A 21,836-nucleotide genomic window follows, 5' to 3' on the forward strand; every position below is an offset into this window, starting at 1 on the left:
GCCTACCGAAATACGAGTGGACAGCGGACTGGAAGCGGCAGCGGAGAAGGTGCGCATCCTCGCGGCCCAGCACGCGGCTGAGGCGGACCGGACGCGCGAACTCGCCCCCGAGGTCGTCGCGGCGATACGGGAGGCCGGGTTCGCCCGGCACTTCGTCGCCCGTGGACTCGGCGGAACCGATGGCTCGTTCGCGGAGCTGACCCGGGCCATTGTCACTGTGGGGGAGAGCTGCCCGGCCACCGCCTGGTGCGCGGCGCTGTCCGCCTACTCGGCCCGCTTCGCCGCCCATCTGCCGCAGAAGGGGCACGAGGCCATCTGGGGCGACTCCCCGGACGCCGTCGTGGCGACGGCTCTGATGCCGGCCGGGCGCGCCCGGAAGACGGAGGACGGCTGGCTGCTGAGCGGGAAGTGGAATTACGTCAGCGGCGTCGACTTCGCGGACTGGCTGCTGCTGTGCGCGGCGGTGCCCGCCCCCGAAGGGCCGCCGGAGCTGCGGTTCTTCGCGGTGCCCCGCGGTGCGTACACCGTCGACAAGACCTGGGACAGCATCGGTATGCGTGCCACCGGAAGCCACACCGTGGCCGTGGAGGGGCAGCCGGTTCCGGAGCATCTGTCCTTCCCCCGTGCGGACATGCTGACCGGGCGCAACCAGGGCTCCGACGCTGCCGCGCACAATGTGCCGTTCCAGGCCGTGGGCGGGCTCACCTTCATCGGGCCGGTGATCGGAGCGGCCGCCGGCGCGCTGGACGCCTGTGTACGGGCCCTGGCCGGCAAGCGTCGCACCCCCGAGACCGAGCTGCTGCTCGTACGGGCCTCGGGACGGATCGACGCGGCGCGACACCTGGTCGCGGAGAACGCCGAGGTCATCGACGGACGGCGGTTCACCCCCGAGCTGATGGCGCGCAACGAGCGCAACGCCACGTTCGCCGCCGAGATACTCGTCGAGGCCGTGGGGCTGCTGGTGACCGCGGGCGGCTCCAGCGGGCTGTCCGAGTCCCTGGATCTGCAGCGCTTCTGGCGGGACGTCACCTCTGCGGCCAGCCATGTCGCGCTCAAGTACGAGACGGCCGCCCGTAAGAACTACGCGGCGGCCCTGCTCGGGCCGGAGGTGGCGGCATGACCACGGCCGCGACGGGGAGCGGGAGCGCCGCGAGGGAGGCCTTCCCGTTCCCCGGCTCCAGCTACCGAAGCTCCGCCCCCGGCTACGACCGGCTGCGCACGACGGAGCCGGTCGCCCGCGTCCCGGTGGCCGGCGGCGGGCACACCTGGGTGGTGACCGGCTACGCGGAGGCGCGCGAGGCCCTGGTGGAGCCGGGGCTCAGCCGGGCGGCGATATCAGGCCCCGGCGCCCCGGAGTTCCCCGGGTTCCTCAAGGCCCCGCCGGAGATGATCGCCTCGATGGACCCGCCGGAGCACACCCGGCTGCGCAAGCTGGTGACCAAGGCGTTCACCGTGCGCCGGATCGAGCAGATGAGGCCGCGCATCCAGGAGATCGTGGACGAGCTGCTCGACGAGATGGCGGGCAAGGGATCCCCGGCCGACCTGGTGGAGCGGTTCACCTCGCCCCTGCCGCTCACGGTCATCTGCGAGCTGCTCGGGGTGCCGGTGGAGGACCGGGCGCGGTTCCACGTCTGGGCGCGGCAGTTCGCCATGGTGTCCGACCCCGCGCAGGCCCAGGAAGGTGCGGCCCAACTCGGCATGTACATGGGCCGGATGATCGGGCTGAAGCGCGAGGCGCCGGCCGACGACCTGCTGTCGGCGCTGATCGCGGCGCGCGACGAGGACGACCGGCTCAGCGAACAGGAGCTGGTGGTCTTCGGCTACGCACTGCTGGGCGCCGGCTTCGACACCACGGCCTGCCAGCTCGCCAACTCCGTGCTGTCGCTGGTCGAGTACCACCCGGAGCAGTGGCGCCGACTGGGCGAGCACCCGCAGGAGGTTCCGGGCACGGTCGAGGAGCTGCTGCGCGGGGTCAATCTGTTCGGCACGGACACCTCCGGCTTCCCGCGGCTCGCACTGCGGGATGTGACGATCGGCGGGGTGACCATCCCCCGGGGCGAGCCGGTCTTCGTCATCCTGTCGTCCGCCAACCGGGACGCGTCCGTCTTCCCCCATGCCGAACGCCTCGACTTCACCCGCGAGGACAACAGACACATCACCTTCGGGCACGGCATCCACCACTGCCTGGGCGCTCCCCTGGCCCGGCTGGAGCTGCGCATCGCCATCGAGGCCCTGACGCGGCGCTTCTCCGATCTGCGTCTGGACGTCCCGGAGAGCGAGCTGCGCTGGCAGCCAGGAGATGTCAACCACAACCTCCTCGCGCTGCCCGTGCGCTGGGGCTGACCGAGGAGAAGACACTCGGAGCCTGTCAGGTGTTCACCGGCCGCGGGCCGGTGAACACCTGACAGGCTCCCGGGCGAGCTGACGCGGTCGTACGCCGCCTTCATGGCATCGCCGCGAGCGACGCCTACGCCCCGCTCAAGGTGAGCCGGGGTCAGGGAGCGGTCCAGGGACGCTCGAGCCGGAGCTAAGAGTCTGGTGTCCCCGAGGATATGTGGAGGTTTCACGGTGACGGTCAAGCACCCAGAGGCGACATCCGACGTACTGCGGGCGTTCCGCTCCCAGGCCCCTCGGTGGTCGGCGGACGCGGGGGACCCGGGGCAGGCGTCCCCGGACGGCCCGGCGCCCGAATACACGACGATCGAGGTCCCGCGCGACTACGCGGACCCCGCCGGAGAGCGGCTCACCCTCGCCCTCAGCCGGCTGCGGGCCACCGACCCGGCCAAGCGGCGCGGCATCCTGCTGTTCGTCAACGGCGGCCCCGGCGGTGACTGGGGCCTGGGCCGCGAGATGCCGGCCCGGTTCGCGGGCACGCCCGTGCACGAGGCGTACGACCTGATCGGCTTCGACCCGCGCGGCACCGGCGCGTCCACCCCGCTGTTCGCCGAAGTCGTCCCGCAGAAAGCGCCGTTCGACTCCCGGCCACCGGACTCGGCCTTCGAGATGCTCGCCGAGGACATGCGCCTGCGCGAACTGGGCTGCGCACGCGCGGGCGGCGAACTGCGCCGGCACATCAGCACCCGCAACACCGTCCGGGACATGGACCTGATCCGGGCCGTCCTCGGCGAGGAGCGGATCAACTTCGTCGGCTACGCCTACGGGGCGTACGTCGGCGCCGTCTACGGCAGCATGTTCCCCGAGCGGCTCGACCGCAGCGTCCTCGACTCCTGTGTGCACCCCGGGTGGACCTGGCGCGAGCAGTTCCTCCAGCAGGGCGACGCGACGCGGCGGAACGTCGAGCGCTGGGCCGGCTGGACCGCCGAACGGCACGGCCACTTCGGCCTCGGCGACACCGCGGACGCGGTCCTCGCCACGGTCGAGCAGGTCGTCGCCGGACTGGACCGGGTCGGCGACGGACCCCAGGTGCGCACGCTGCTCGACGGCGCCGTCGGCACCCGGTCCGCGGACCGCTCCCAGTGGGCCGAACTCGGCGTCCTCGTCGGCGAACTGCGCACCGCCGTCGACGCGGACGACGGGGAGAAGGCCCGGGCGCTGCTGGCCGACCAGGGCACCTGGCGTCCTTCGGACTCCGAGGGCTCGCTGCGCACCGGCGTGCTGGAGGCCATCACGCTGGAGCACGACTGGCCCGACGACCTCGAGGGCTACTACCGCGACATGCGGGACTTCCGCCGCCGGTTCCCGTACGGATACGGAGTCCTGCGGGCGCAGCCGTGGGTCGGGGCCTTCCGTACGTTCACCGCCCCCGAGAAGCCCTGTGCCGTCGAGAGGGCCGGCTACCCCGTGGGGCTGGTCGTCCAGGCGGACGGCGACCCGATGGACCACTACGCGGGCGGTGTCGCGATGGCCGAGCGGCTGGGGCACCGCCTGATCACGGTCGAGGACTCCGGCGAGCACGAGGTGTACGTGCTGGGCGGCAACCGCCACGTCGACGGTCCGGTGCACCGCTATCTGGTGGACGGCGACCTGCCGCCGGAGCATCTCTCGGTCCCCGGCGTGGCCGCCCGCCCGCCCGTCCCCGCCGACTGATCGGGCGCTCCAGACGCGCTCCACCGTCCTGGATGCGCTCCCCTGTGTACTGACGGGCGACCACACCGTCGAAAGAGCAGGGGAGAGGCATGCCGGAGCAGCTCGACAGACGTGCGCTCATCAGATACGCAGGCGTGGGCCTGATAGCGGCCGTGGGGGGCCCGACGGCCCTTACGGCCCTCGGTGGCGGGGCCGTCCCCTCCGCCCGTGCCGCCGCGCGGGAGGAGACGGGGCCCGCGCTGCTCCGGCCGGGCGACCCGGGCTTCGACGCCGAGTGCTCGGGCTTCAACCCGATCGTCCGGCACCGCCCGAAGGCCGTCGCGCTGCCGGCCGACGCCGCCGAGACCGCCGAGGCCGTGCGGTACGCCCGGTACCGCGGCTGGCCGATCGCCGTCCAGGCGACCGGACACGGCATCGGTGTCGCGGCCGACGGCGCGCTCCTCATCAACACCCGCAAGCTGACCGGCGTCCACGTCGACCCGGCGGCCCGTACCGCCCGGATCGAGGCGGGCCTGCGCTGGGGCCCCGTGGTGGACGCCATCGCCCCTTACGGCCTCGCGGCGCTGAGCGGCTCCTCGGTCGACGTCGGAGCCGTCGGCTACACCCTCGGCGGAGGCCTCGGACTGCTGGGCCGCCGGTACGGGTACGCCGCCGACCGGGTGCGCTCGCTGCGCATCGTCACCCCGGACGGCCGCATCCGCACCGCCTCGCCGACCCGGAACCGCGAGTTGTTCTGGGGGGCGCGCGGCGCCAAGAGCAACTTCGGCGTCGTCACATCGGCCGACATCGAGCTGTTCCCGGTCGCGCGCGTCCACGGAGGCGTCCTCAACTTCCCCGGCGCCAAGGCAGCCGCCGTACTCGACGCCTATCGCGCGTGGACCGGCTCCCTCACCGAGGCCACCACCAGCTCCTTCCAGTTCCTGAGGCTGCCCGACGACCCGGCCCTGCCGCCGCCGCTGCGCGGCCAGTTCATCGTGAGCATCGCCCTCGGCCATCTCGGCTCCGCCGCCGATGGCGACGAGCTGGTCAGGCCGCTGCGGGCGCTCGGCCCGTTCATGGACACCGTGGGCGAGCGGCCGTACGCGGAGTTCGCGGCCATGTTCACCGAAGGGCCGACGAGCCTGCCCATCCACGAGCGCACCGGACTGGTGCGCACCTTGGACGCGTCGACGGCGGACCTGCTGCTGGACATGGCCGGCCCCGGGGCCACTCTGCCGACCGGCGTCGTCTCCATCCGGCATCTCGGCGGCGCGCTGGGCCGGCCCGCCCCGGTGCCCAACGCCATCGGACTGCGCGACGCGGCCTTCACGCTCTATCTCGCCAACCCGGCGGACCCCGAGGCCGCCGACGCGACACGTCGGACGCAGCAGCGGCTGATGAACGGCCTCCGGCCGGCCCTCACCGGCGGGGCCTTCCCCAACTTCCTCGGCCATGCCGACGACACCACGGCGAAGGTGCGCGCCGCCTACAGCGCCGCCGACTACGCCCGCCTCAGGAGGCTCAAGCGCGCCTGCGATCCGTCGAACCTGTTCCGGGTCAACCACAACATCCCTCCGGCCTGACCGCGCCCCGCACGGCGCAGAGGGGCGCCCCGGAACCGGGGCGCCCCTGCTGTTTTCCGCGCGGCGGTCGGGATCAGCCGAGATCCATACCGCCGTCGAGGGTGATGATCTGGCCCGTCACCAGGTCGCTCGTGGGCTCCGCGAGCCGGGTGATCCACGGGACGATGTCGTCGACCTCACCGACCCGGCCGAGCGGAATATCACCCTTCGCGTGCTCGAAGAGGCCCTCCACCTGTTCGGGCGCCAGCCCGTTGGCGAGGTACGCCTCGGTGCGGACGAAGCCGGGCGCGACGGCGTTGACCCGGATGCCCCGGGGAGCCAGCTCCGCCGCCCAGCTGCGGGTGAAGCTGTGCGCTGCGGCCTTGCTGCCCGCGTACACCGAGCCTCCCGGGGTGGGGTTGTGGCCCGCCCGGCTGGACACGAGCACGACGGAGCCGCCGGGCGAACGCAGCAGCGGCAGCAGCCGGCCGGTCAGCAGAACGGGGCCGACCAGGTTGATGTCCACCACCTCGCGCACCGTCGCCGGGTCCAGGTGTTCCAGCGGGCTGAACCGGAAGACGCCCGCGTTGTGCACCAGGACGTCCAGCGCGCCGCCGCGCTCGTCCACCGCCGCGGCGACGGCATCGGCCCCCGCGGTCCCGGTGACATCGGCGGCCACCGGAACCACGGCGGGGTGCAGCGCCGCGACCTCGTTCAGACGGTCGGGCCGGCGACCGGTGACGATCACCGTGTCCGCGCCCAGCTCCGCGAAGGCCAGCGCGGTGCCGCGGCCTATTCCGGTGCCGCCACCGGTCACCACCACGGTCTGGCCGGCAAAAGGCTTGTCCGACATGCAGGTTCCTCTCTGGGGTCAGGACCGGCCGGTCTCAGGTCAGCCGGGCTACGACGGTGCCGCTGTACCGGCGGTTCAGCAGCGCGATGAAGTTCTCGGCGAGAGCGGGTATGCCGCCCTCGACCGCGGTGTGCGGGAAGACGATCCGCTCCTCCCGCAGCCAGCGGCCGAAGTGCTCGTTCCAGTCGGCGATCTGGTCCGGGGAGTGCAGCGTCGCGAACGGGCGCAGCACCAGTTCCTTGGGGTACGCCGTCATCAGGTCCAGCCGCGGCCTGCCGCCCGCATCGTCGCCCAACTGGCCGGCCAGCGCTCCGCAGAGCGCGAACCTGGCGCCGCGCGCCGCCGCGGCCACCGCAGCCTCGAACTGGTCGCCGCCGACGTTGTCGAAGAAGACGTCGATGCCGTCCGGGGCCAGCTCCATGAGCCGGTCGACGACCGGACCGTCGTGGTAGTCGAAGGCCGCGTCGAAGCCCAGCTCGTCGACCAGGTAGCCGATCTTCGCCTTGGAACCGGTGCTGCCGATCACCCGCTTCGCGCCCCGCAGCTTCGCGAGCTGACCGGCGAGCGAGCCGACACCGCTCGTCGCCCCGGACACGAACACCGTGTCACCCTCGCCGACCTCGGCCATGTCGACCATGCCGCGCCACGCGGTGGGCCCCTGGGCCAGGAAGTACTCGGGCGCCGGCAGCAGTCCGGCATCCCGCCTGAAGAACTCCTGGGCATACCCGGTGGCGTACTCCCGCCAGCCGTAGAAGTGCTCCACCAGGTCGCCGACGGCCAGCTCAGGGCTGTTGGACCGTACGACGGTGCCCACGGTGCGGCCCCACATGGGCTGCCCCGGGCGGAACACCGGAATCGGCAGGTCGGTGTCGGGGATCATCTGGTCCCGGTACACGGCACCGAGGGACATCCAGAGGTTGCGTACGACCACCTTGCCGTCGTCCGGATCGCTCAGCTCGGTCTCCGTGAGACGGAAGTGCTCGGGGGTCACCTCGTCGTCCGGGTAGGCCGCGAGATGCAGCTCCCGGCTCATCGGGGGCAGGGCCTCATAGGTCATGGACTGCTCCTTGGGGAGGACTTGGAAGAATGGGGAAAGGGGTCACCAGACGACGGGGAGGGCCAGCAGGCTGAGGTTCACATCGCCGGTCCGCCAGCGCAGTCCGCTCTCGGGCACGCCGAGGCGCAGCCCCGGAAAGCGCCGGGTGAGGGCTTCGAGCGCGACCGACAGCTCCAGGCGGGCCAGCTGTGCGCCGAGACAGCGGTGGACGCCGTGGCCGAAGGCGAGATGGGGGTTGGGGGAGCGCTCGAAGTCGAGGGACTCGGGGTCGGCGAAGACGCTCTCGTCCCTGTTGCCCGAGGCGAAGGCCAGGAAGACCGCGTCGCCCGCCGGGATGGTCGTCCCTCCGACTGTCACGTCCTCGATGGCGATGCGCGGCAGGCCCGAGGTGTCCGTGGCGAACAGGTTGACACCGCGCAGCAGTTCCTCGACGGTGCCGGGGATCAGTTCGGGGCGGCTGCCGAGCGAGCGCCAGGTGTCGGGGCGGCCGGCGATCAGCGCCAGTACGGAGTTGGCGATCTGGCTCGCGGTGGAGTCGAAACCCGCGCCGAGCAGCGTGTAGCCGAAGACCACCAGCTCCTGCTCGGTGAGCCCGTCCTCGCCCTCTCCGCCGCGCGCCGCGATCAGCGCGGAGAGTACGTCGTCGGACGGCTCCCGCCGCTTGTCGGCGACCAGCCCGCCGATGTACACCGCCAGCTGCTCCCGCGCCGCGACGGCCTCTTCCTCGGGGCCGCCGACGGCGGCGAACTGCCGTACCCAGGTGTGGAAGAGCTCACGGTCGGCCAGGGGAACACCGAGCAGTTCGCAGATCACGGTGAGGGCCAACGGGGTGGCGAAGGAGCCGAGCAGATCGGCGGGGGAACCCTTCGCGGCCACCTCGTCCAGCAGCCCGTCCGCCAGCTCCCGCACCCGTGGCCGCATGCCCGCGATCCGGTCCGCGCTGAACGCCTGCTCCGCGAGGCCGCGCAGCCGGGTGTGGTCCGGCGGGTCCACGGAGATGATCATTCCCGGCGGCGCCTGGAAGAGGCCCTCGAACTTCGGCGCCTCCGGCCCGTACACGGCCGCCCGGCTGAACCGGTCGTTGTCCTCCAGCACGGCCCGGATGTCGGCGTGCCGGGTCACCAGCCAGGCGTGCCCGCCCCCCGCCACCTGGACCCGGACGACGGGCCGCTCGGCGCGCAGACGCGTGAACCGGGGGTCGGGGCCGCGGTAGGACGAGCCGGGGAAGGGGAAACCCGACGGCTCCGGAAGATCGGGCACGGTGTTACCTCCGAGTTGTTGGCCAGGGGTTGCCATGGGGTGCCAGGGGTTCCCGATGCCGAAGGCCAGGGGGGGGCGGGCCGGGGGCCACGGGGGCCCGCGGTCCGGTAGGACGCTAGGCCCCTGTGCTGGAAGCGAGGTCGCCTTACGCTCGAGACCCCGTACACGTCCCGGGTCGCCCCACGGGACTGCCCCTACGCGCCGCCTCGCGGCCGAAGCGGCCCGCCGGGCCCGAAGGCCGCGGCGACGAAGCGCTCACCGATGCGGCGGTGGGCCGCCGCGTCGGGGTGGAGGGCGTCGGGCAGCGGCAGTTCCGCCGCGTCCTTCTCGCCGTACAGCGCGAGGCCGTCCAGATAGTGCAGATGCGGGTCGTCGGCGGCGCGCTCGGCGACGATGCGCCGCAGCTCGGCGCGGACCGTGCGCAGGGTCAATCGCCCCGCCGGGATCTCCTCGGGGTTCCCCAGGGCCCGGAAGGCGAAGGATTCCGCCGCCGGATCGGGCAGCATCGGCCCCGGCCGCTCCTCGGCCTCCGGGCACAGAATCGGCGAGACGACCAGCAGCGGCGTGTCCGGGTGCCCATCGCGCACGGTGTCCAGAAAACCGTGCACGGCGGGGCCGAAGGCGCGCAGCCGCATCGAGTCCGTACCGACGACATTGATGCCGAGCTTCAGACTGATCGCATCGGCCGGAGTGTCCCGGATCGTACGGGCGGTGAACTGGTCGATCACACAGTGCCCGGCCATGGAGAGATTGACCAGCCGCACCCCGGCCGTCAGCGCGGCGACGGAGGGCCAGGCCACCAGCGGGCCCAGCAGGTCGGCGCCATGGCTGATGGAGCTGCCGTGGTGCAGCCACACCGGGCGCTCGTCCGGGGCCGGCGGGAACACGGGGGCGTCGGTGCGCAGCGCGACCAGCTCGGTGATCTCCGCCTGCGGAAGCCACAGTTCGAGCTCCTTCTCGCCTGCGGGCAGGCCACCGAACCGCACGGTGTCGGTCTCGCCCGGCACCAGCTCGGCCTCGCTGCGGAAGGGGTCAAGACGCAGCCGGTTGCCGCGGCTCACCCGGGCCTGGGCGACATGCTCGCCGTCCACGAAGAGCTCGTACGCGCCGTCGGGGAACGCGTCACCGAGCAGCACCGTCTTCGTGGCCAGGACATCCAGCTCCAGCACGGTGGCCGCCGTGCGGAGGGCCAGCCGCACGCCGACGGGCTGTTGGGCGACCATCTGGAAGTGGGGGTCGGCGAGTTGAGCGCGGGCCCGGGCCGGTAACCGTTGCGGCAGCAGGCCTGAGGCGGTGCGTTCGAGCTCCAGGGCTCCGCGAAGGACGACCGGCCCGTCGACGAGGGGAACGGCGGTGAGTTCGCTCATGGCAAGGCCTCCACATGGGGGTGCGGGACGGGGGAGTGCCGGCTGGTCAGGCCGGCGGCAGGACGCACTCACGCACGGCGGCGTCGCTTGCGGCGAAGCCCAGCAGCCGGCGACCCTCCGCCGCCACCGCCGACAGATGCTTCTTGGAGAGCTTCCCGAAGGGTTCGACGAACAGCGTCGCCGTATCGCGCTCGCGGCTGATCCGCCAGGTGCCGCTCACACGTCCGTCGACGAGGAACGTGGCGAGCATGCCGTTGCGCGTCATGATCAGCTTGCGGTGCTCGTCGGAGACGACGCGGGTGCGGTCCGCGTGCGAGGCCAGCAGGTTGTCGTACTCGGGCAGGAAGCGTACGGGCGCGGGGGTGTCCTCGGCGGGGCGGGGCGCGTCGGGCAGGTCGAACAGCTCGACGCCGCTCTCGTCGCGGAAGGTCACCAGCCGCGGACGCAGCTCCTCCAGCACCGCCTTCAGCCGCACCAGGCCGGCCCAGGTCTGCACGTCCCGCACCGAGGCGGGGCCGAACGCCGCGAGATAGCGCAGCACCAGAGCCGCCGGATCCGGTTCGGCGACCGGAGTGTGGCCGGTCCAGTCCTCGACGGTGGCATACCGGGTGAGCCCGCCGACCCCCCAGATGCCGCGCGGCGGCACCTGCACGAGAGGCACCCGGTTGCGGACCACATAGGTGAGCGCCCGGGGCTCGCGGTCCGGCCACCGCTGGTGCAGCAGCTCGCCCAGCTCCTTGGTGCTGAGCGCCCGGTCCTTCAGCACCTCCCGGCCGTATGCGGCCACCTCGTCCCGGTCCAGCCCCTCGGTCTGCTTGCGGAAGGCGGTGTTCAGCTCGCGGTCGAGTGCCGGTTGCACCCAGGGGCGCAGCTCCGCGCAGTCGTCCGGGGTCACCAGGTGGATGGTGCTGCGCATCAGACCGATGCGCAGCAGCCGTCGCTCGTTCAGGGCGTCGACCAGATGCTCGACGCGGAAGCCCCGCAGCCGTGTCCACAGCCCGAAGTACGGTGCGTACGGTGCCTGGGCCTGCATCCCCACGAGATGGGTCACCGCGTCCTCGGCGGGCAGCTCGGCGCGGTCCAGCAGGAACTGCCGGGCGAGCAGGGCCCGGCCCAGTGCCCGGGGGGTCAGCACGGGTGTGGCCGTCATGCCTGGGTGTTCTCCTTGTTCGGCCCCGGCCCGGTGCGGTGAGATCAGCGCAACGGCCGGAAGAAGGTGCGTAGCTCGGTCGCGAGTGTCTCCGGCTGCTCCATGGCCGGGAAGTGGCCACCGTAGTCGTGCTCCGTCCAGCTGCGCAGATCGGTGAAGCGGCGTTCGATCCAGGGCTTCGGCATCCGGCCGTCCTTGGGGAAGATGGAGATCCCGGTCGGCACGGACACGGGGCCCAGGGCCATCTTGTTCTGGCTCTCCCAGTACAGCCGGCCCGAGGACGCCGCCGTCGCGGCGAACCAGCCCACGGACACCGCGTCCAGCAGCCGGTCCCGGGAGAACGCCTTCTCCAGATCACCGCCGTGGTCGCTCCACGCCCAGTACTTCTCGGCCATCCAGGCCAGCTGCCCGGCGGGGGAGTCGGTCAGCCCGTATCCCAGTGTCTGCGGCCGGGTGGTCTGGATGACGGAGTAGCCGCCCTCGTTCTGCTGGAACTCCTTGAGCGCGGCGAGACCCGCGAGGTCCCGCTCCGACAGCTCCACCTGCTCCTGGGGAGGCCGGGCGAACGGCATGGCCAGATAGAGCCCGGCCAGCCGGTCGGGGAAGGTCTCGCCGATGATGCCGGTGATGAAGGAGCCCCAGTCCACGCCGTGCGCCGCGAACCGGTCGTAGCCGAGACGGGACATCAGCTCCGCCCAGGAGGCCGCGATCCGCTCCGCGGTCCAGCCGGGGGACGCCGGCTTGTCGCTGAAGCCGTACCCGGGCAGCGAGGGGCAGACGACGTGGAACGCGTCGGCCGGGTCGTCGGGGTCGGTGAGCGGTCCGACCAGATCCAGGAACTCGACCACGGACCCCGGCCAGCCATGGGTGATGAGCAGCGGCAGGGCATTCGGGTGCGGCGAGCGGACGTGCAGGAAGTGGATGCCAAGACCGTCGATCTCGGTGCGGAACTGCGGCACCCCGTTCAGCCGGGCCTCGGTGGCGCGCCAGTCGTACGCGGTGCGCCAGTACTCGCACAGCTCCTTCGCGTACGCCAGCGGGACGCCCTGCGACCAGTCGTCCACCGTCTCGGCCTCCGGCCAGCGGGTCCTGGACAGCCGCTCTTTCAGATCGACGAGATCCGCCTCCGGTATCTCCACGCGGAAGGGCGTGACTGCCTCACTCATGCGGCGTTCCTCCTGACGCGCTGCGCCTGTGTTCGGTGGAGGCACCGTAATGCGGGCCGCTGCAGCTGCGCTGGAGCCGCGGTCGGGCGGGGCGGCCGCGGTGGAGGGCCCGTGGCGTCGCGATGTCCGGCGCTCGACCATCTTTCCGCCCCCCTTCCAGGACGCGGTGTCAGCCTGCTCGCGGAACTACGAGGAGGAACTGCCATGACGACAAGCTCCACCGAGGCCGGTACGGACGGACTCGACAAGCCGTTTCCGTGGGACCGCAAGTGCCCGTTCTCGCCTCCGGAGCAGTACACGGAATTGGCGTCGGAGCGGCCCATCGCCAAGACGAGGCTGGCCACGGGCCGGGATGCCTGGCTGGTCACCGGCTACGACAACATACGCCAGCTGTTGCTCGACCCCCGGGTGAGCTCGTCCCGCAGGGCCGAGAACTTCCCCTTCTACTTCCCGATTCCCGAGGTGTTCAGGACCGAGACCTCGTTCATCGGCTACGACCCGCCGGAGCACACCCAGACGCGCCGCAAGGCGGCCGTCACCTTCACCAACCGGCAGACACAGAAACTGCGTCCGCAGATCGAGCAGATCGTGGACGAGACGATCGACGCGCTGATCGCCAAGGGTTCCCCCGCCGATCTGCACCACGATCTGTCGCTGCCGATCCCGATGACCGTGATCTGCCTGCTGCTGGGAATCCCGTACGAGGACCACGAGTTCTTCCAGAGGCACGGCGCGGTCCTGCTCGCCGGCGACAGCTCCACCGAGCAGCGCCAGGCGGCCATGGTCGAGGTCGGGAAGTACCTCGAGAACCTCATCGCCATCAAGGAGAAGACCCCGGGCGACGATCTGCTGAGCCGGGCCATCGCGGAGTACCGGCAGTCGGGTGAGGAGTACGAGACCCGTGACCTGGTCAACCTCTGCCGTCTGCTGATGAACGGAGGGCACGAGACCACCGCGAGCATGATCTCGCTCGGCACGGCCTGCCTGCTGGAGCACCCCGACGAGCTTGCCAAGATCAAGAAGGACCCGTCGCTGGTCCCCACCGCGCTCGAAGAGGTCATCCGCTTCCTCACCATCGGGGACGCGGCCATCGCCCGGGTCGCGACGGACGACATCGAGCTCGGAGACGTCACCATCCCCAAGGGGGACGGTATCCTCTGCGTCGCGTTCACCGGCAACCGCGACCCGGAGATCTACGAGAACCCCGACCAGCTGATCCTGGAGCGCGGCAACCGCAAGCATCTGGGCTTCGGTTACGGCCTTCACCACTGCATCGGGGCGGACCTCGCCCGGCTGGAGCTGGAGATCGTCTGGACCAAGCTGTTCGCCCGGCTCCCCGACCTCCAACTGGCCATCCCTTACCAGGACATCAGGACCAAGGAAGGCGCGGTCATCTACGGCGTGTGGGAGCTCCCCATCACGTTCTGAGCATCTCTGCCCGGCGACTTCGCCGGTGGCGGGCCACTGCCCGTCACCGGCGTTTTCGCTGCCCGGCACGGGGGCACGGGGCACGGGGGCGCGAGGGCAGCTGCTCCGCCACCGGGACACGCGAAGGGGCTCCCGCACATCGAGTGGGAGCCCCTGCCGTACGGTCCGGGAGTCAGAGCGCGGGTTCCTTCGGCCGCGCGGTCTCGGAGGGAGACACCGGCGGCTCCGCGGGAACCGGCGCGCGACGGCGGGAGGCGGGAACACTCCAGCGGCGCATGACCGGGCGCTCCACCCCCGCGTGCAGCGCCCAGGCCGCCAGGATGCTGACCACGAACTCGGCCGCGATCAGTCCCGTCGTCCCCCAGGTCCCCAAGGGGCCGTCGAACCACGTACCGAGCTCGGCCATGACCACGGAGTGCACCATGTAGAAGGCGAACGAGATCTCGCCCAGCCACACCAGCACCCGGTTGTGGAGGAACGACGGCCGGTCACGCAGATCCAGCGTGGCCGTCGCCGGGATGACCAGGGCCAGCGGGATCACGGTCGCGGCGACCAGCGAGAAGCCGAACGGCACGTACTGCGCGGCGACGTAGGCGACCGCCGTCAGACCGAGGGCCGCCGACAGCGGAACTCTGACCCAGCGGCCGTTCATGACGATCAGCGCCATCACGATGCCCAGCACGAACTCCAGCATGCGCACGGGCGGGAAGGCGTACACGAACCAGGTCCCCCACTCGGACCGGGGCGTTCCGATGGGCCCGCCCATCTGCGGCATGAGCGGCTGGGCCGGAAGCAGCTGTGCCACCAGCGGCACGCAGACGACCGCCGCCGCCAGACCGCCGGCCCACGCCCACAGACGGGAGGGGCGAATCCGCTTCAGCCACCGGAAGAGCAAGGGGAACGACAGATAGAAGAGCAGCTCGCAGGAGAGCGACCAGCTCGGGATGTTCACCATGTTCGCGACATCGGGGCGCGGCGCCCAGGTCTGCACCAGGAAGAGGTTGAGCAGCGATGTCTCCCAGTTGGCGGCGGCATAGGCGCCGGCGGCCATCGCCAGGGCGAACGTCGCCAGATGTATCGGGTAGATCTTGAACAGCCGACGGCGCCAGAACCGCGGTGTGGTGTCCCTGGGGCGGTTCGACCAGGCCAGGACGAAGCCGCTGAGGATGAAGAAGAAGGACACTCCCGTGGCCCCGGCCTTGTTGACGGCTGACGCGAAGCCGTCGCGGTACGCGGGCTGGTTGAAGAACGCGACGAAGCCCGCGTGGCACAGGAAGACCAACAGCGCGGCGAAGAACCGCATGCTGGTGAGCGAGGGCAGCCGGGATCGCCCGGCCTGCGTGGTGTGGTGTGGCGCGCTCATCGCGCTCCCTCCTGGGTCCTGATGCTGGCGAAAAACCGCCGTTCGGCGGTCGCCGGAGCGTGGGGCAGACCGCTCGAAGGAAGCTCGAAGAGAGTCGGAGGGGCGCCCGCGTCTCCGTGGAACCGTGGACACGAGGTGGGGTCGATCGGCGCTCTAGGTGGCACCGCCACGGTTTGCGGGCAAGCGGCCGACCGGCCGAGCCGTCAACAGGAGGGCCCCTACCATGCCCACCCCGCTCGTACTCGACACCCAGGCGCAGGATCTGCTCTTCCGTGAGGCGCGGACCGCGAACACCTATACGGACGAACCGGTGTCCGACGAGACCGTCCAGGCCGTCTACGACCTGATCAAGTACGCGCCGACCGCGTTCAACCTCCAGTCCATGCGCGTGGTGCTGGTCCGGTCGGACGACGCCCGTGAGCGCCTGGTCTCCCACCTGGTGGACTCCAACCAGGACAAGACCCGCAACGCCCCGCTGGTCGCCATCCTCGCCGCCGACCTCGAGTTCCACGAGGAACTGCCGCGTGTCTTCCCGGTGTTCCCCGAGCTCAAGGACGCCGTCTTCGCCGACGACGAGATCCGTGACCGCGCCGCCCGCTCCAACGCGACCCTGCAGCTCGGCTACTTCATCATGGGGCTGCGGGCCGCCGGCCTGGCCGCCGGGCCGATGGTCGGCTTCGACGGCGAGGCGATCGACAAGGAGTTCTTCGGCGACGGCAAGCACAGCGTCATCGCCGTCGTGAACATCGGCAAGCCGGGCGAGAACGCCTGGTTCCCGCGTCTTCCGCGCCTCGACTACGACGAGGTCTTCACCACCGTCTGAGCGACCGGCTCTCCCCGGCTCCGCCGGGGGTGCCCCATCCTGTCGCGTGCCGAGGAGAGGCCCATGAAAGCCCTGGTGCTGTCCGGGGGCGCGGGTACACGTCTGCGCCCCTTCAGCTACTCGATGCCCAAGCAGCTCATCCCCATCGCCAACCGACCGGTACTCGCCCACGTCATGGACAACCTCCGTGTCCTCGGGATCACCGAGATCGGCATCGTCGTCGGCGAGCGTGCCCATGAGATCCATGCGGCGCTCGGCGACGGCTCCGAGCTCGGAGTGCGGATCACCTACATCCAGCAGGACGCTCCCCGTGGGCTGGCCCACTGTGTCGCCATCGCCCGGGAGTTCCTCGGCGACGACGACTTCGTGATGTACCTCGGCGACAACATGCTCCCCGGCGGGATCGCCGACGTCGCCGAGGACTTCGCCCGGCGCCGGCCGGCCGCCCAGGTCCTGGTGCACAAGGTCGCCGACCCGCGCGCCTTCGGTGTCGCGGAGGTCGACGCCCGGGGCAGGGTGACCGCGCTCGTCGAGAAGCCCCGGGAGCCGCGCAGCGATCTGGCCCTGATCGGGGTCTACTTCTTCACCGCCGCAGTCCACCGGGCCGTGGACGCGATCGGGCCGAGCCGGCGCGGCGAGCTGGAGATCACCGACGCCCTCCAGTGGCTGGTGGAACACGGCCGGGAGGTCCACGCCCACGTCCACTCCGGCTACTGGAAGGACACCGGCCGCGTCGAGGACGTCCTGGAGTGCAACCGCGAGGTCCTGGACGCGCTCAAGCCGTATCTCGGGGGAGAGGTCGACGCGGAGAGCGAGCTGATCGGGCCCGTCGTGGTCGAGGACGGGGCGCGCGTCGTACGCTCCCGCATCGTCGGCCCGGCGATCATCGGCGGCGGCAGCCTGGTCGAGGACAGCCACATCGGGCCGCACACCTCGCTCGGCAGGGACTGCGCGATCATCTCCGCCGAAGTGGGGTACTCGATCGCGCTCGACGGCGCCAGCGTGCACCACGCCCGGATCCAGAGTTCCTTGATCGGCCGTTCGGCCGCGGTCACCCGGGCCCCGGAGAACCTCCACCGCCTGGTGGTCGGTGACCACACACGAGTGGAGGTGGCAGCGCGATGAGAGTCCTGGTGACCGGTGCGGCCGGATTCATCGGTTCGCACTACGTCCGTACGATGCTCGACGGCGGATACCCCGGGTACGAGGACGCCGAGGTGACCGTCGTCGACAAGCTGACCTACGCCGGCAGACGGGACAACCTTCCGGCCCGGCACCCCCGGCTGTCCTTCGTCCGGGGCGACATCTGCGACCTTCCGCTGCTGCTCGACGTACTCCCGGGCCACGACGCCGTGGTCCACTTCGCCGCCGAGTCGCATGTGGACCGCTCCATCGAAGCCGCCGCGGACTTCGTGCGCACCAATGTCAGCGGCACCCAGACCCTGCTCGAAGCGTGCGTGCGCCGAGGGGTCCAGCGTGTGGTGCACGTGTCCACGGACGAGACCTACGGCTCGATCGAGGAGGGCTCCTGGACCGAGGACTGGCCGCTCCAGCCCAACTCCACGTACGCCGCCAGCAAGGCGGCCAGCGACCTGGTGGCGCGCGCCTACTGGCGTACGCACGGCCTCGACCTGTCCATCACACGCTGTTCCAACAACTACGGCCCGCACCAGCACATCGAGAAACTCATCCCGCTGTTCGTCACCAGGCTGCTGCGAGGCATCCCCGTCCCGCTGTACGGGGACGGCGGCAACGTCCGGGAATGGCTGCACGTCTCCGACCACTGCCGTGGCATCCAGCTCGTCCTCACCAAGGGGCGGGCGGGCGAGATCTACAACGTGGGCAGCGGCAACGAGAGCACGAACCGTCAGATCACCGATCTGCTGCTCGACCTGTGCGACGCCCCGTCGAGCCTGGTCCAGTACGTCGAGGACCGCAAGGGCCACGACATGCGCTACGCACTCGACGACAGCAAGATCCGCGAGCAGCTCGGCTACGAGGCGGAGGTGGCGTTCGAGGCCGGACTGGCCGGCACCGTCGCCTGGTACCGGGACAACACCGACTGGTGGCAGCCGGCCCGGGCGGAGCGGGAACTCGTATCCGGAGGAGTCACGTGACCAGCGCCACCGTACAGCGGCCCCTGGCCGGGCCGGCACTCAAACAGCGTGAGGACCGCACACTGCCCGCCCGGCTGGCGGTCTCGGCCGCGGCGCGCGAGGGCGTCCTGCTGCCCACCGCGTCGTTCGACTCCTGGCTCGCCGAACGGCGGGAGGCACACCCGTTCTCGGTGACCCGGATCCCCTTCGCCGCGATGGACGGCTGGGGCTTCGCCGATGACACCGGGAATCTGGTGCACCGCAGCGGCCGGTTCTTCACCGTCGAGGGGCTGAAGGTGACCACCGGCACGGGCCCCTTCCCCGAGTGGCACCAGCCGATCATCACCCAGCCCGAGGTCGGGATCCTCGGCATCGTCGTCAAGGAGTTCCGCGGCGTCCTGCACTGTCTGATGCAGGCGAAGATGGAGCCGGGCAACCCCAACCTCCTCCAGCTCTCGCCCACGGTGCAGGCCACCCGCAGCAACTACACCCGGGTGCACAAGGGCGCCCCCGTCCGCTACATCGAGTACTTCACCGGCCACCGGCGCAGCCGTGTCATCGCCGACGTCCTGCAGTCGGAGCACGGCTGGTGGTTCTACCGGAAGAACAACCGCAACATCGTCGTCGAGATCGACACCGACGTGGACGTGCCGCTCCACGACGACTTCTGCTGGCTGACGCTCGGGCAGATCAACGAGCTGATGGCCCGCGACAACGTCATCAACATGGACTCGCGCACCGTCCTGTCCTGTCTGCCGGTCCCCGCACGCGGTGCGGCGGCCCCGGGCGACGCTTTCGCCGCCTCGCTGGAGGCCTCCCTCGACCCGGCGGCCGGAGCCCTGGCCACGACCCCTGAGGTGCTGAGCTGGTTCACCGGGCTGCGCTCCGACCAGGACATAGAGGCCACCCGGATGCCTCTGCGCGACGTACCGGGCTGGCAGCGTACGCAGGACGAGATCGTCCGTGACGACGGCCGCCATTTCCGGGTGGTCGCCGTCGACGTCCGGGCGGGCAGCCGGGAGGTGAGCGGCTGGTCCCAGCCGCTGCTGGAGCCGAACGGGCGCGGTGTGGCGGCCTGTGTCGTCAAGGAGTTCGGTGGGGTGCTGCATCTGCTGATGCACGCCAAGGTGGAGGGCGGCTTCCTGAACACGGTGGAGCTCGGCCCCACGGTGCAGTGCCGGCCAGGCAACTACGACCACGGGGAACGGCCGTTCTTCTTCGACCTGGTGACGGGCGCGGACCCCTCCCGTATCCGCTACGACACGGTGCACTCGGAGGAGGGCGGCAGATTCGGCAACGCCGAGAGCCGCTATCTCATCGTCGAAGCGGACGACACCCTGCCCATGGAGCTGCCGCCCGAGTACGCCTGGGTGACCGCCGGGCAGATCGTCGAACTGCTCCGCCACGGCCAGTACGTCAACATGCACGCGCGCACGCTGATCGCGTCCCTGAGCGCGCTGCGGTGAGCGCTGCCCTGCGGATCGGGATCATGGGCTGTGCGGACATCGCCACCCGGCGGATGCTGCCCGCCATCGCCGCCGAGCCCGGCGTGGTCCCGGCCGCGGTGGCCAGCCGGGACCACGGCCGGGCCGTCGATGTCGCCGCCCGCCACGGTTGCGCGGCGGTCGGCGGATACGCCGCCCTGCTGGAGCGGTCCGACGTCGACGCCGTCCATGTGCCGCTGCCCATCGCCCTGCACGCGCCCTGGGTGGAGCGCGCGCTGCTCGCCGGCAAGCACGTACTCGCCGAGAAGCCGCTGACCACCGACGCGGCGCGGACCGCGGAGCTGGCGGCCCTCGCCCGGTCGCGGGGCCTGGTGCTGATGGAGAACGTGATGTTCCTCCACCACAGCATGCACCGGCGGGTGCGGGAGCTCATCGACGGCGGAGCCGTCGGAGAGCCCCGCACCTTCGCCGCGTCGTTCGCCATCCCGCCGCCCCCCGCAGGCGACATCCGCTACCGGCCCGACCTCGGCGGCGGGGCCTTGCTCGACATCGGCCTCTACCCCCTGCGCGCGGCCCAGCTCCTCCTGGGCCCCCGCCTCGACGTGGTGGGTGCGGACCTGCGGGAGGACCCCCGGCACGGCGTGGACACCGAGGGAGCGGTGCTGCTGCGTACCCCGGAGGGCGTCACCGCACAGCTGACCTTCGGCATGCGCCACGCATACCGGAACACCTACGAACTGTGGGGCAGCGAGGGCGGTCTGCGGGTCGAACGCGCCTTCACCCCGCCCGCCGGCCTCCGGCCCGTGGTCCACCACGAACGGCAGGGCGAGCGCCGGCAGTTGTCCCTGGACGCCGACGACCAGTGCCGCAACACCGTACGAGCCTTCGCGGCGGCGGTGCGCGGGGACGGTCCCGGCAGCGGGATCGAGGGGACCGTGGCCCTCGCGGAACTCCTGGACGCGGTCCGCGAGCGCGCCCGCGGGTAGACAGGCCTGTCGGGCGGCCCATGACCGCCCGGCAGGCCTGTTCTCGCGGGAGCGAGCCGGACTCGAGCCGGTCTCCGGGGGGCGCTTCTACGGTTCCCGTATGAGAATCCTGGTCGGCACCAGCCCCTCGTTCGGGCTCTACTTCCCTGTCGTCCCCCTGGCCTGGGCACTCAGGTCCGCCGGACACGATGTGCTCGTTGCGTCCCCCGAGAACATGGCGGAGACGGTCAACGGCTCGGGACTGCCCTTCGTACCGTCCCACGGGCCCCTGCCCATGAAGGACATCATGCTCTTCGACCGGGCGGGCGAGCCGATCCAGCTGCCGGACACCGAGGACGAGCTGCTGGCCCACACCGGACGGGCCTTCGGGCGGCTCGCGGCCCGCACCCTCGACGGCGTGCTCGAACTCGTCGAGCGCTGGAAGCCCGATGTGCTCGTCGGCGAGCCGCACGCGTACGCGGTCGCGGCCGCCGCGGCCGTCCACGGCATTCCGTACGTGGAGCACGGCATCGGCCTCGGCTATCTCGACGTGATCGACGCGTGCGGAGTCCGCGAGTTCGCCCCCGAGCTGAGCCGGCTCGGCCTGGACGGACTGCCGAAGCCCGACATGGTCCTGGACACCTGCCCGCCCGGTGTGTACTCCGGCGACGCCGCGTCCCGGCAGCCGCTGGGATATGTGCCCTTCAGCACTCCCGGCACCGTGCCGTCCTGGGTCTTCGACAAGCGCGAGCGGCCCCGGCTGCTGCTGACGCTCGGCACCGTGCCGATCCCGAACCGGGTGGAGCTCTTCGGGGCGCTGCTGCGCATGCTCTCGGAGCTCGACGTGGAGCTGGTACTGGCCGTCGAGGACGAGGTGGTCGAGCAGTTGGCTCCGCTGCCCGAATCCGTGCTCGCCGCCGGCTGGATATCGCTGGACTCGGTCCTGCCCGCCTGCGACCTGATCGTCCACCACTGTGGCGCCGGCACGGTCATGGCCGCCCTGCGGTCCGGGCTGCCGCAGGTGCTGATCCCGCACACCGTCGAGCAGTTCGACAGCGCACGGCGGCTGGACTCCTACGGCGCCGCCCGCCGCATCCCGCTGGAGGAACTCGCCCCCGAGCGGGTGGCCGAGGCCGTACGGACACTGCTCGACGACCCGTCGTACCGGGAGCGGGCGCGGGAACTGCGGGACGAACTCGCCGGGCTGCCCTCACCCGGCCAGGTCGTACCGGCCATCGAGGCCCTGGCCGCGCCCCGCGCGGACCGTAACTGACC

General features: G+C 71.4%; 18 protein-coding genes. 11 read left to right on the plus strand and 7 right to left on the minus strand.

The genetic code is table 11. The features are described 5' to 3' along the window. Nucleotides 1–16 precede the first annotated feature (16 nt). From OG623_RS23375 to OG623_RS23390, 4 genes are all read left to right on the plus strand, one after another. Nucleotides 17–1,120 carry a hydrolase gene (locus tag OG623_RS23375; RefSeq protein ID WP_406148996.1) on the plus strand — a complete coding sequence of 368 codons (1,104 nt, stop codon included), beginning with the start codon at nt 17–19 and terminating at the stop codon, nt 1,118–1,120. Further along, nucleotides 1,117–2,343 carry a cytochrome P450 gene (locus OG623_RS23380; protein WP_406148997.1) on the plus strand — a complete coding sequence of 409 codons (1,227 nt, stop codon included), beginning with the start codon at nt 1,117–1,119 and terminating at the stop codon, nt 2,341–2,343. The genes OG623_RS23375 and OG623_RS23380 overlap by 4 nt, the downstream gene beginning before the upstream one ends. 225 nt (nt 2,344–2,568) lie before the next feature. Next, a complete protein-coding gene (locus OG623_RS23385) occupies nt 2,569–4,047 on the plus strand; it encodes an alpha/beta fold hydrolase (RefSeq protein WP_406148998.1) in 1,479 nt (492 codons plus the stop codon). 89 nt (nt 4,048–4,136) lie between these two features. After that, entirely contained in the window at nt 4,137–5,609 is a 1,473-nt protein-coding gene (locus tag OG623_RS23390; protein WP_406149000.1) for an FAD-binding oxidoreductase, read from the plus strand. Between the two features lie 73 nt (nt 5,610–5,682). On the opposite strand, the gene OG623_RS23395 is transcribed toward OG623_RS23390, so the two are convergent. The 6 genes from OG623_RS23395 to OG623_RS23420 form a co-directional block, all read right to left on the minus strand. Further along, entirely contained in the window at nt 5,683–6,441 is a 759-nt protein-coding gene (locus OG623_RS23395) for an SDR family NAD(P)-dependent oxidoreductase (protein ID WP_406149002.1), read from the minus strand. Between the two features lie 34 nt (nt 6,442–6,475). Next, nucleotides 6,476–7,498, minus strand: a complete 1,023-nt coding sequence (locus OG623_RS23400; protein WP_406149004.1) for a zinc-binding dehydrogenase — start codon at nt 7,496–7,498, stop codon at nt 6,476–6,478. Nucleotides 7,499–7,540: 42 nt separating this feature from the next. Then, nucleotides 7,541–8,758 (minus strand): cytochrome P450, encoded by a 1,218-nt coding sequence (locus OG623_RS23405; protein ID WP_406149005.1) that lies wholly within the window; start codon nt 8,756–8,758, stop codon nt 7,541–7,543. Between the two features lie 194 nt (nt 8,759–8,952). Continuing rightward, a complete protein-coding gene (locus OG623_RS23410; protein WP_406149007.1) occupies nt 8,953–10,125 on the minus strand; it encodes a GDSL-type esterase/lipase family protein in 1,173 nt (390 codons plus the stop codon). Between the two features lie 46 nt (nt 10,126–10,171). After that, nucleotides 10,172–11,275 carry a winged helix DNA-binding domain-containing protein gene (locus OG623_RS23415; protein WP_406149009.1) on the minus strand — a complete coding sequence of 368 codons (1,104 nt, stop codon included), beginning with the start codon at nt 11,273–11,275 and terminating at the stop codon, nt 10,172–10,174. Nucleotides 11,276–11,319: 44 nt separating this feature from the next. After that, nucleotides 11,320–12,441, minus strand: coding sequence for an epoxide hydrolase family protein (locus OG623_RS23420; protein WP_406149011.1), 1,122 nt, complete (start codon nt 12,439–12,441; stop codon nt 11,320–11,322). A 204-nt stretch (nt 12,442–12,645) separates the two neighbouring features. Between OG623_RS23420 and OG623_RS23425 the strand changes: the two genes are divergently transcribed. Beyond that, nucleotides 12,646–13,869 carry a cytochrome P450 gene (locus OG623_RS23425; RefSeq protein WP_406149013.1) on the plus strand — a complete coding sequence of 408 codons (1,224 nt, stop codon included), beginning with the start codon at nt 12,646–12,648 and terminating at the stop codon, nt 13,867–13,869. A gap of 172 nt (nt 13,870–14,041) precedes the next feature. Here OG623_RS23425 and OG623_RS23430 read toward each other — a convergent pair whose 3' ends face one another. Then, nucleotides 14,042–15,232: an acyltransferase family protein gene (locus OG623_RS23430; protein ID WP_406149014.1), complete on the minus strand. Its 1,191-nt coding sequence runs from the start codon at nt 15,230–15,232 to the stop codon at nt 14,042–14,044. Between the two features lie 223 nt (nt 15,233–15,455). On the opposite strand from OG623_RS23430, the gene OG623_RS23435 reads away from it, so the two are divergent. The 6 genes from OG623_RS23435 to OG623_RS23460 all read left to right on the plus strand — a co-directional run bounded on the left by OG623_RS23435 (nt 15,456) and on the right by OG623_RS23460 (nt 21,834). Next, a complete protein-coding gene (locus OG623_RS23435; RefSeq protein WP_406149016.1) occupies nt 15,456–16,055 on the plus strand; it encodes a malonic semialdehyde reductase in 600 nt (199 codons plus the stop codon). Nucleotides 16,056–16,118: 63 nt separating this feature from the next. Then, nucleotides 16,119–17,180, plus strand: coding sequence for a glucose-1-phosphate thymidylyltransferase (locus OG623_RS23440; RefSeq protein WP_406149018.1), 1,062 nt, complete (start codon nt 16,119–16,121; stop codon nt 17,178–17,180). Then, nucleotides 17,177–18,172 (plus strand): dTDP-glucose 4,6-dehydratase, encoded by a 996-nt coding sequence (gene rfbB, locus OG623_RS23445; RefSeq protein ID WP_406149020.1) that lies wholly within the window; start codon nt 17,177–17,179, stop codon nt 18,170–18,172. The genes OG623_RS23440 and rfbB overlap by 4 nt, the downstream gene beginning before the upstream one ends. Next, complete coding sequence (locus tag OG623_RS23450; protein WP_406149021.1) at nt 18,169–19,617, plus strand: NDP-hexose 2,3-dehydratase family protein; 1,449 nt, start codon at nt 18,169–18,171, stop codon at nt 19,615–19,617. The genes rfbB and OG623_RS23450 overlap by 4 nt, the downstream gene beginning before the upstream one ends. Next, entirely contained in the window at nt 19,614–20,582 is a 969-nt protein-coding gene (locus OG623_RS23455) for a Gfo/Idh/MocA family protein (protein ID WP_406149022.1), read from the plus strand. The genes OG623_RS23450 and OG623_RS23455 overlap by 4 nt, the downstream gene beginning before the upstream one ends. 100 nt (nt 20,583–20,682) lie before the next feature. Further along, the gene (locus OG623_RS23460; RefSeq protein ID WP_406149024.1) at nt 20,683–21,834 is read left to right on the plus strand and encodes a nucleotide disphospho-sugar-binding domain-containing protein; all 1,152 of its coding nucleotides are present in this window, start codon (nt 20,683–20,685) and stop codon (nt 21,832–21,834) included. Nucleotides 21,835–21,836 lie beyond the last annotated feature (2 nt).

This window comes from Streptomyces sp. NBC_01012, from assembly GCF_045162755.1.
GTDB lineage: Bacteria > Actinomycetota > Actinomycetes > Streptomycetales > Streptomycetaceae > Streptomyces.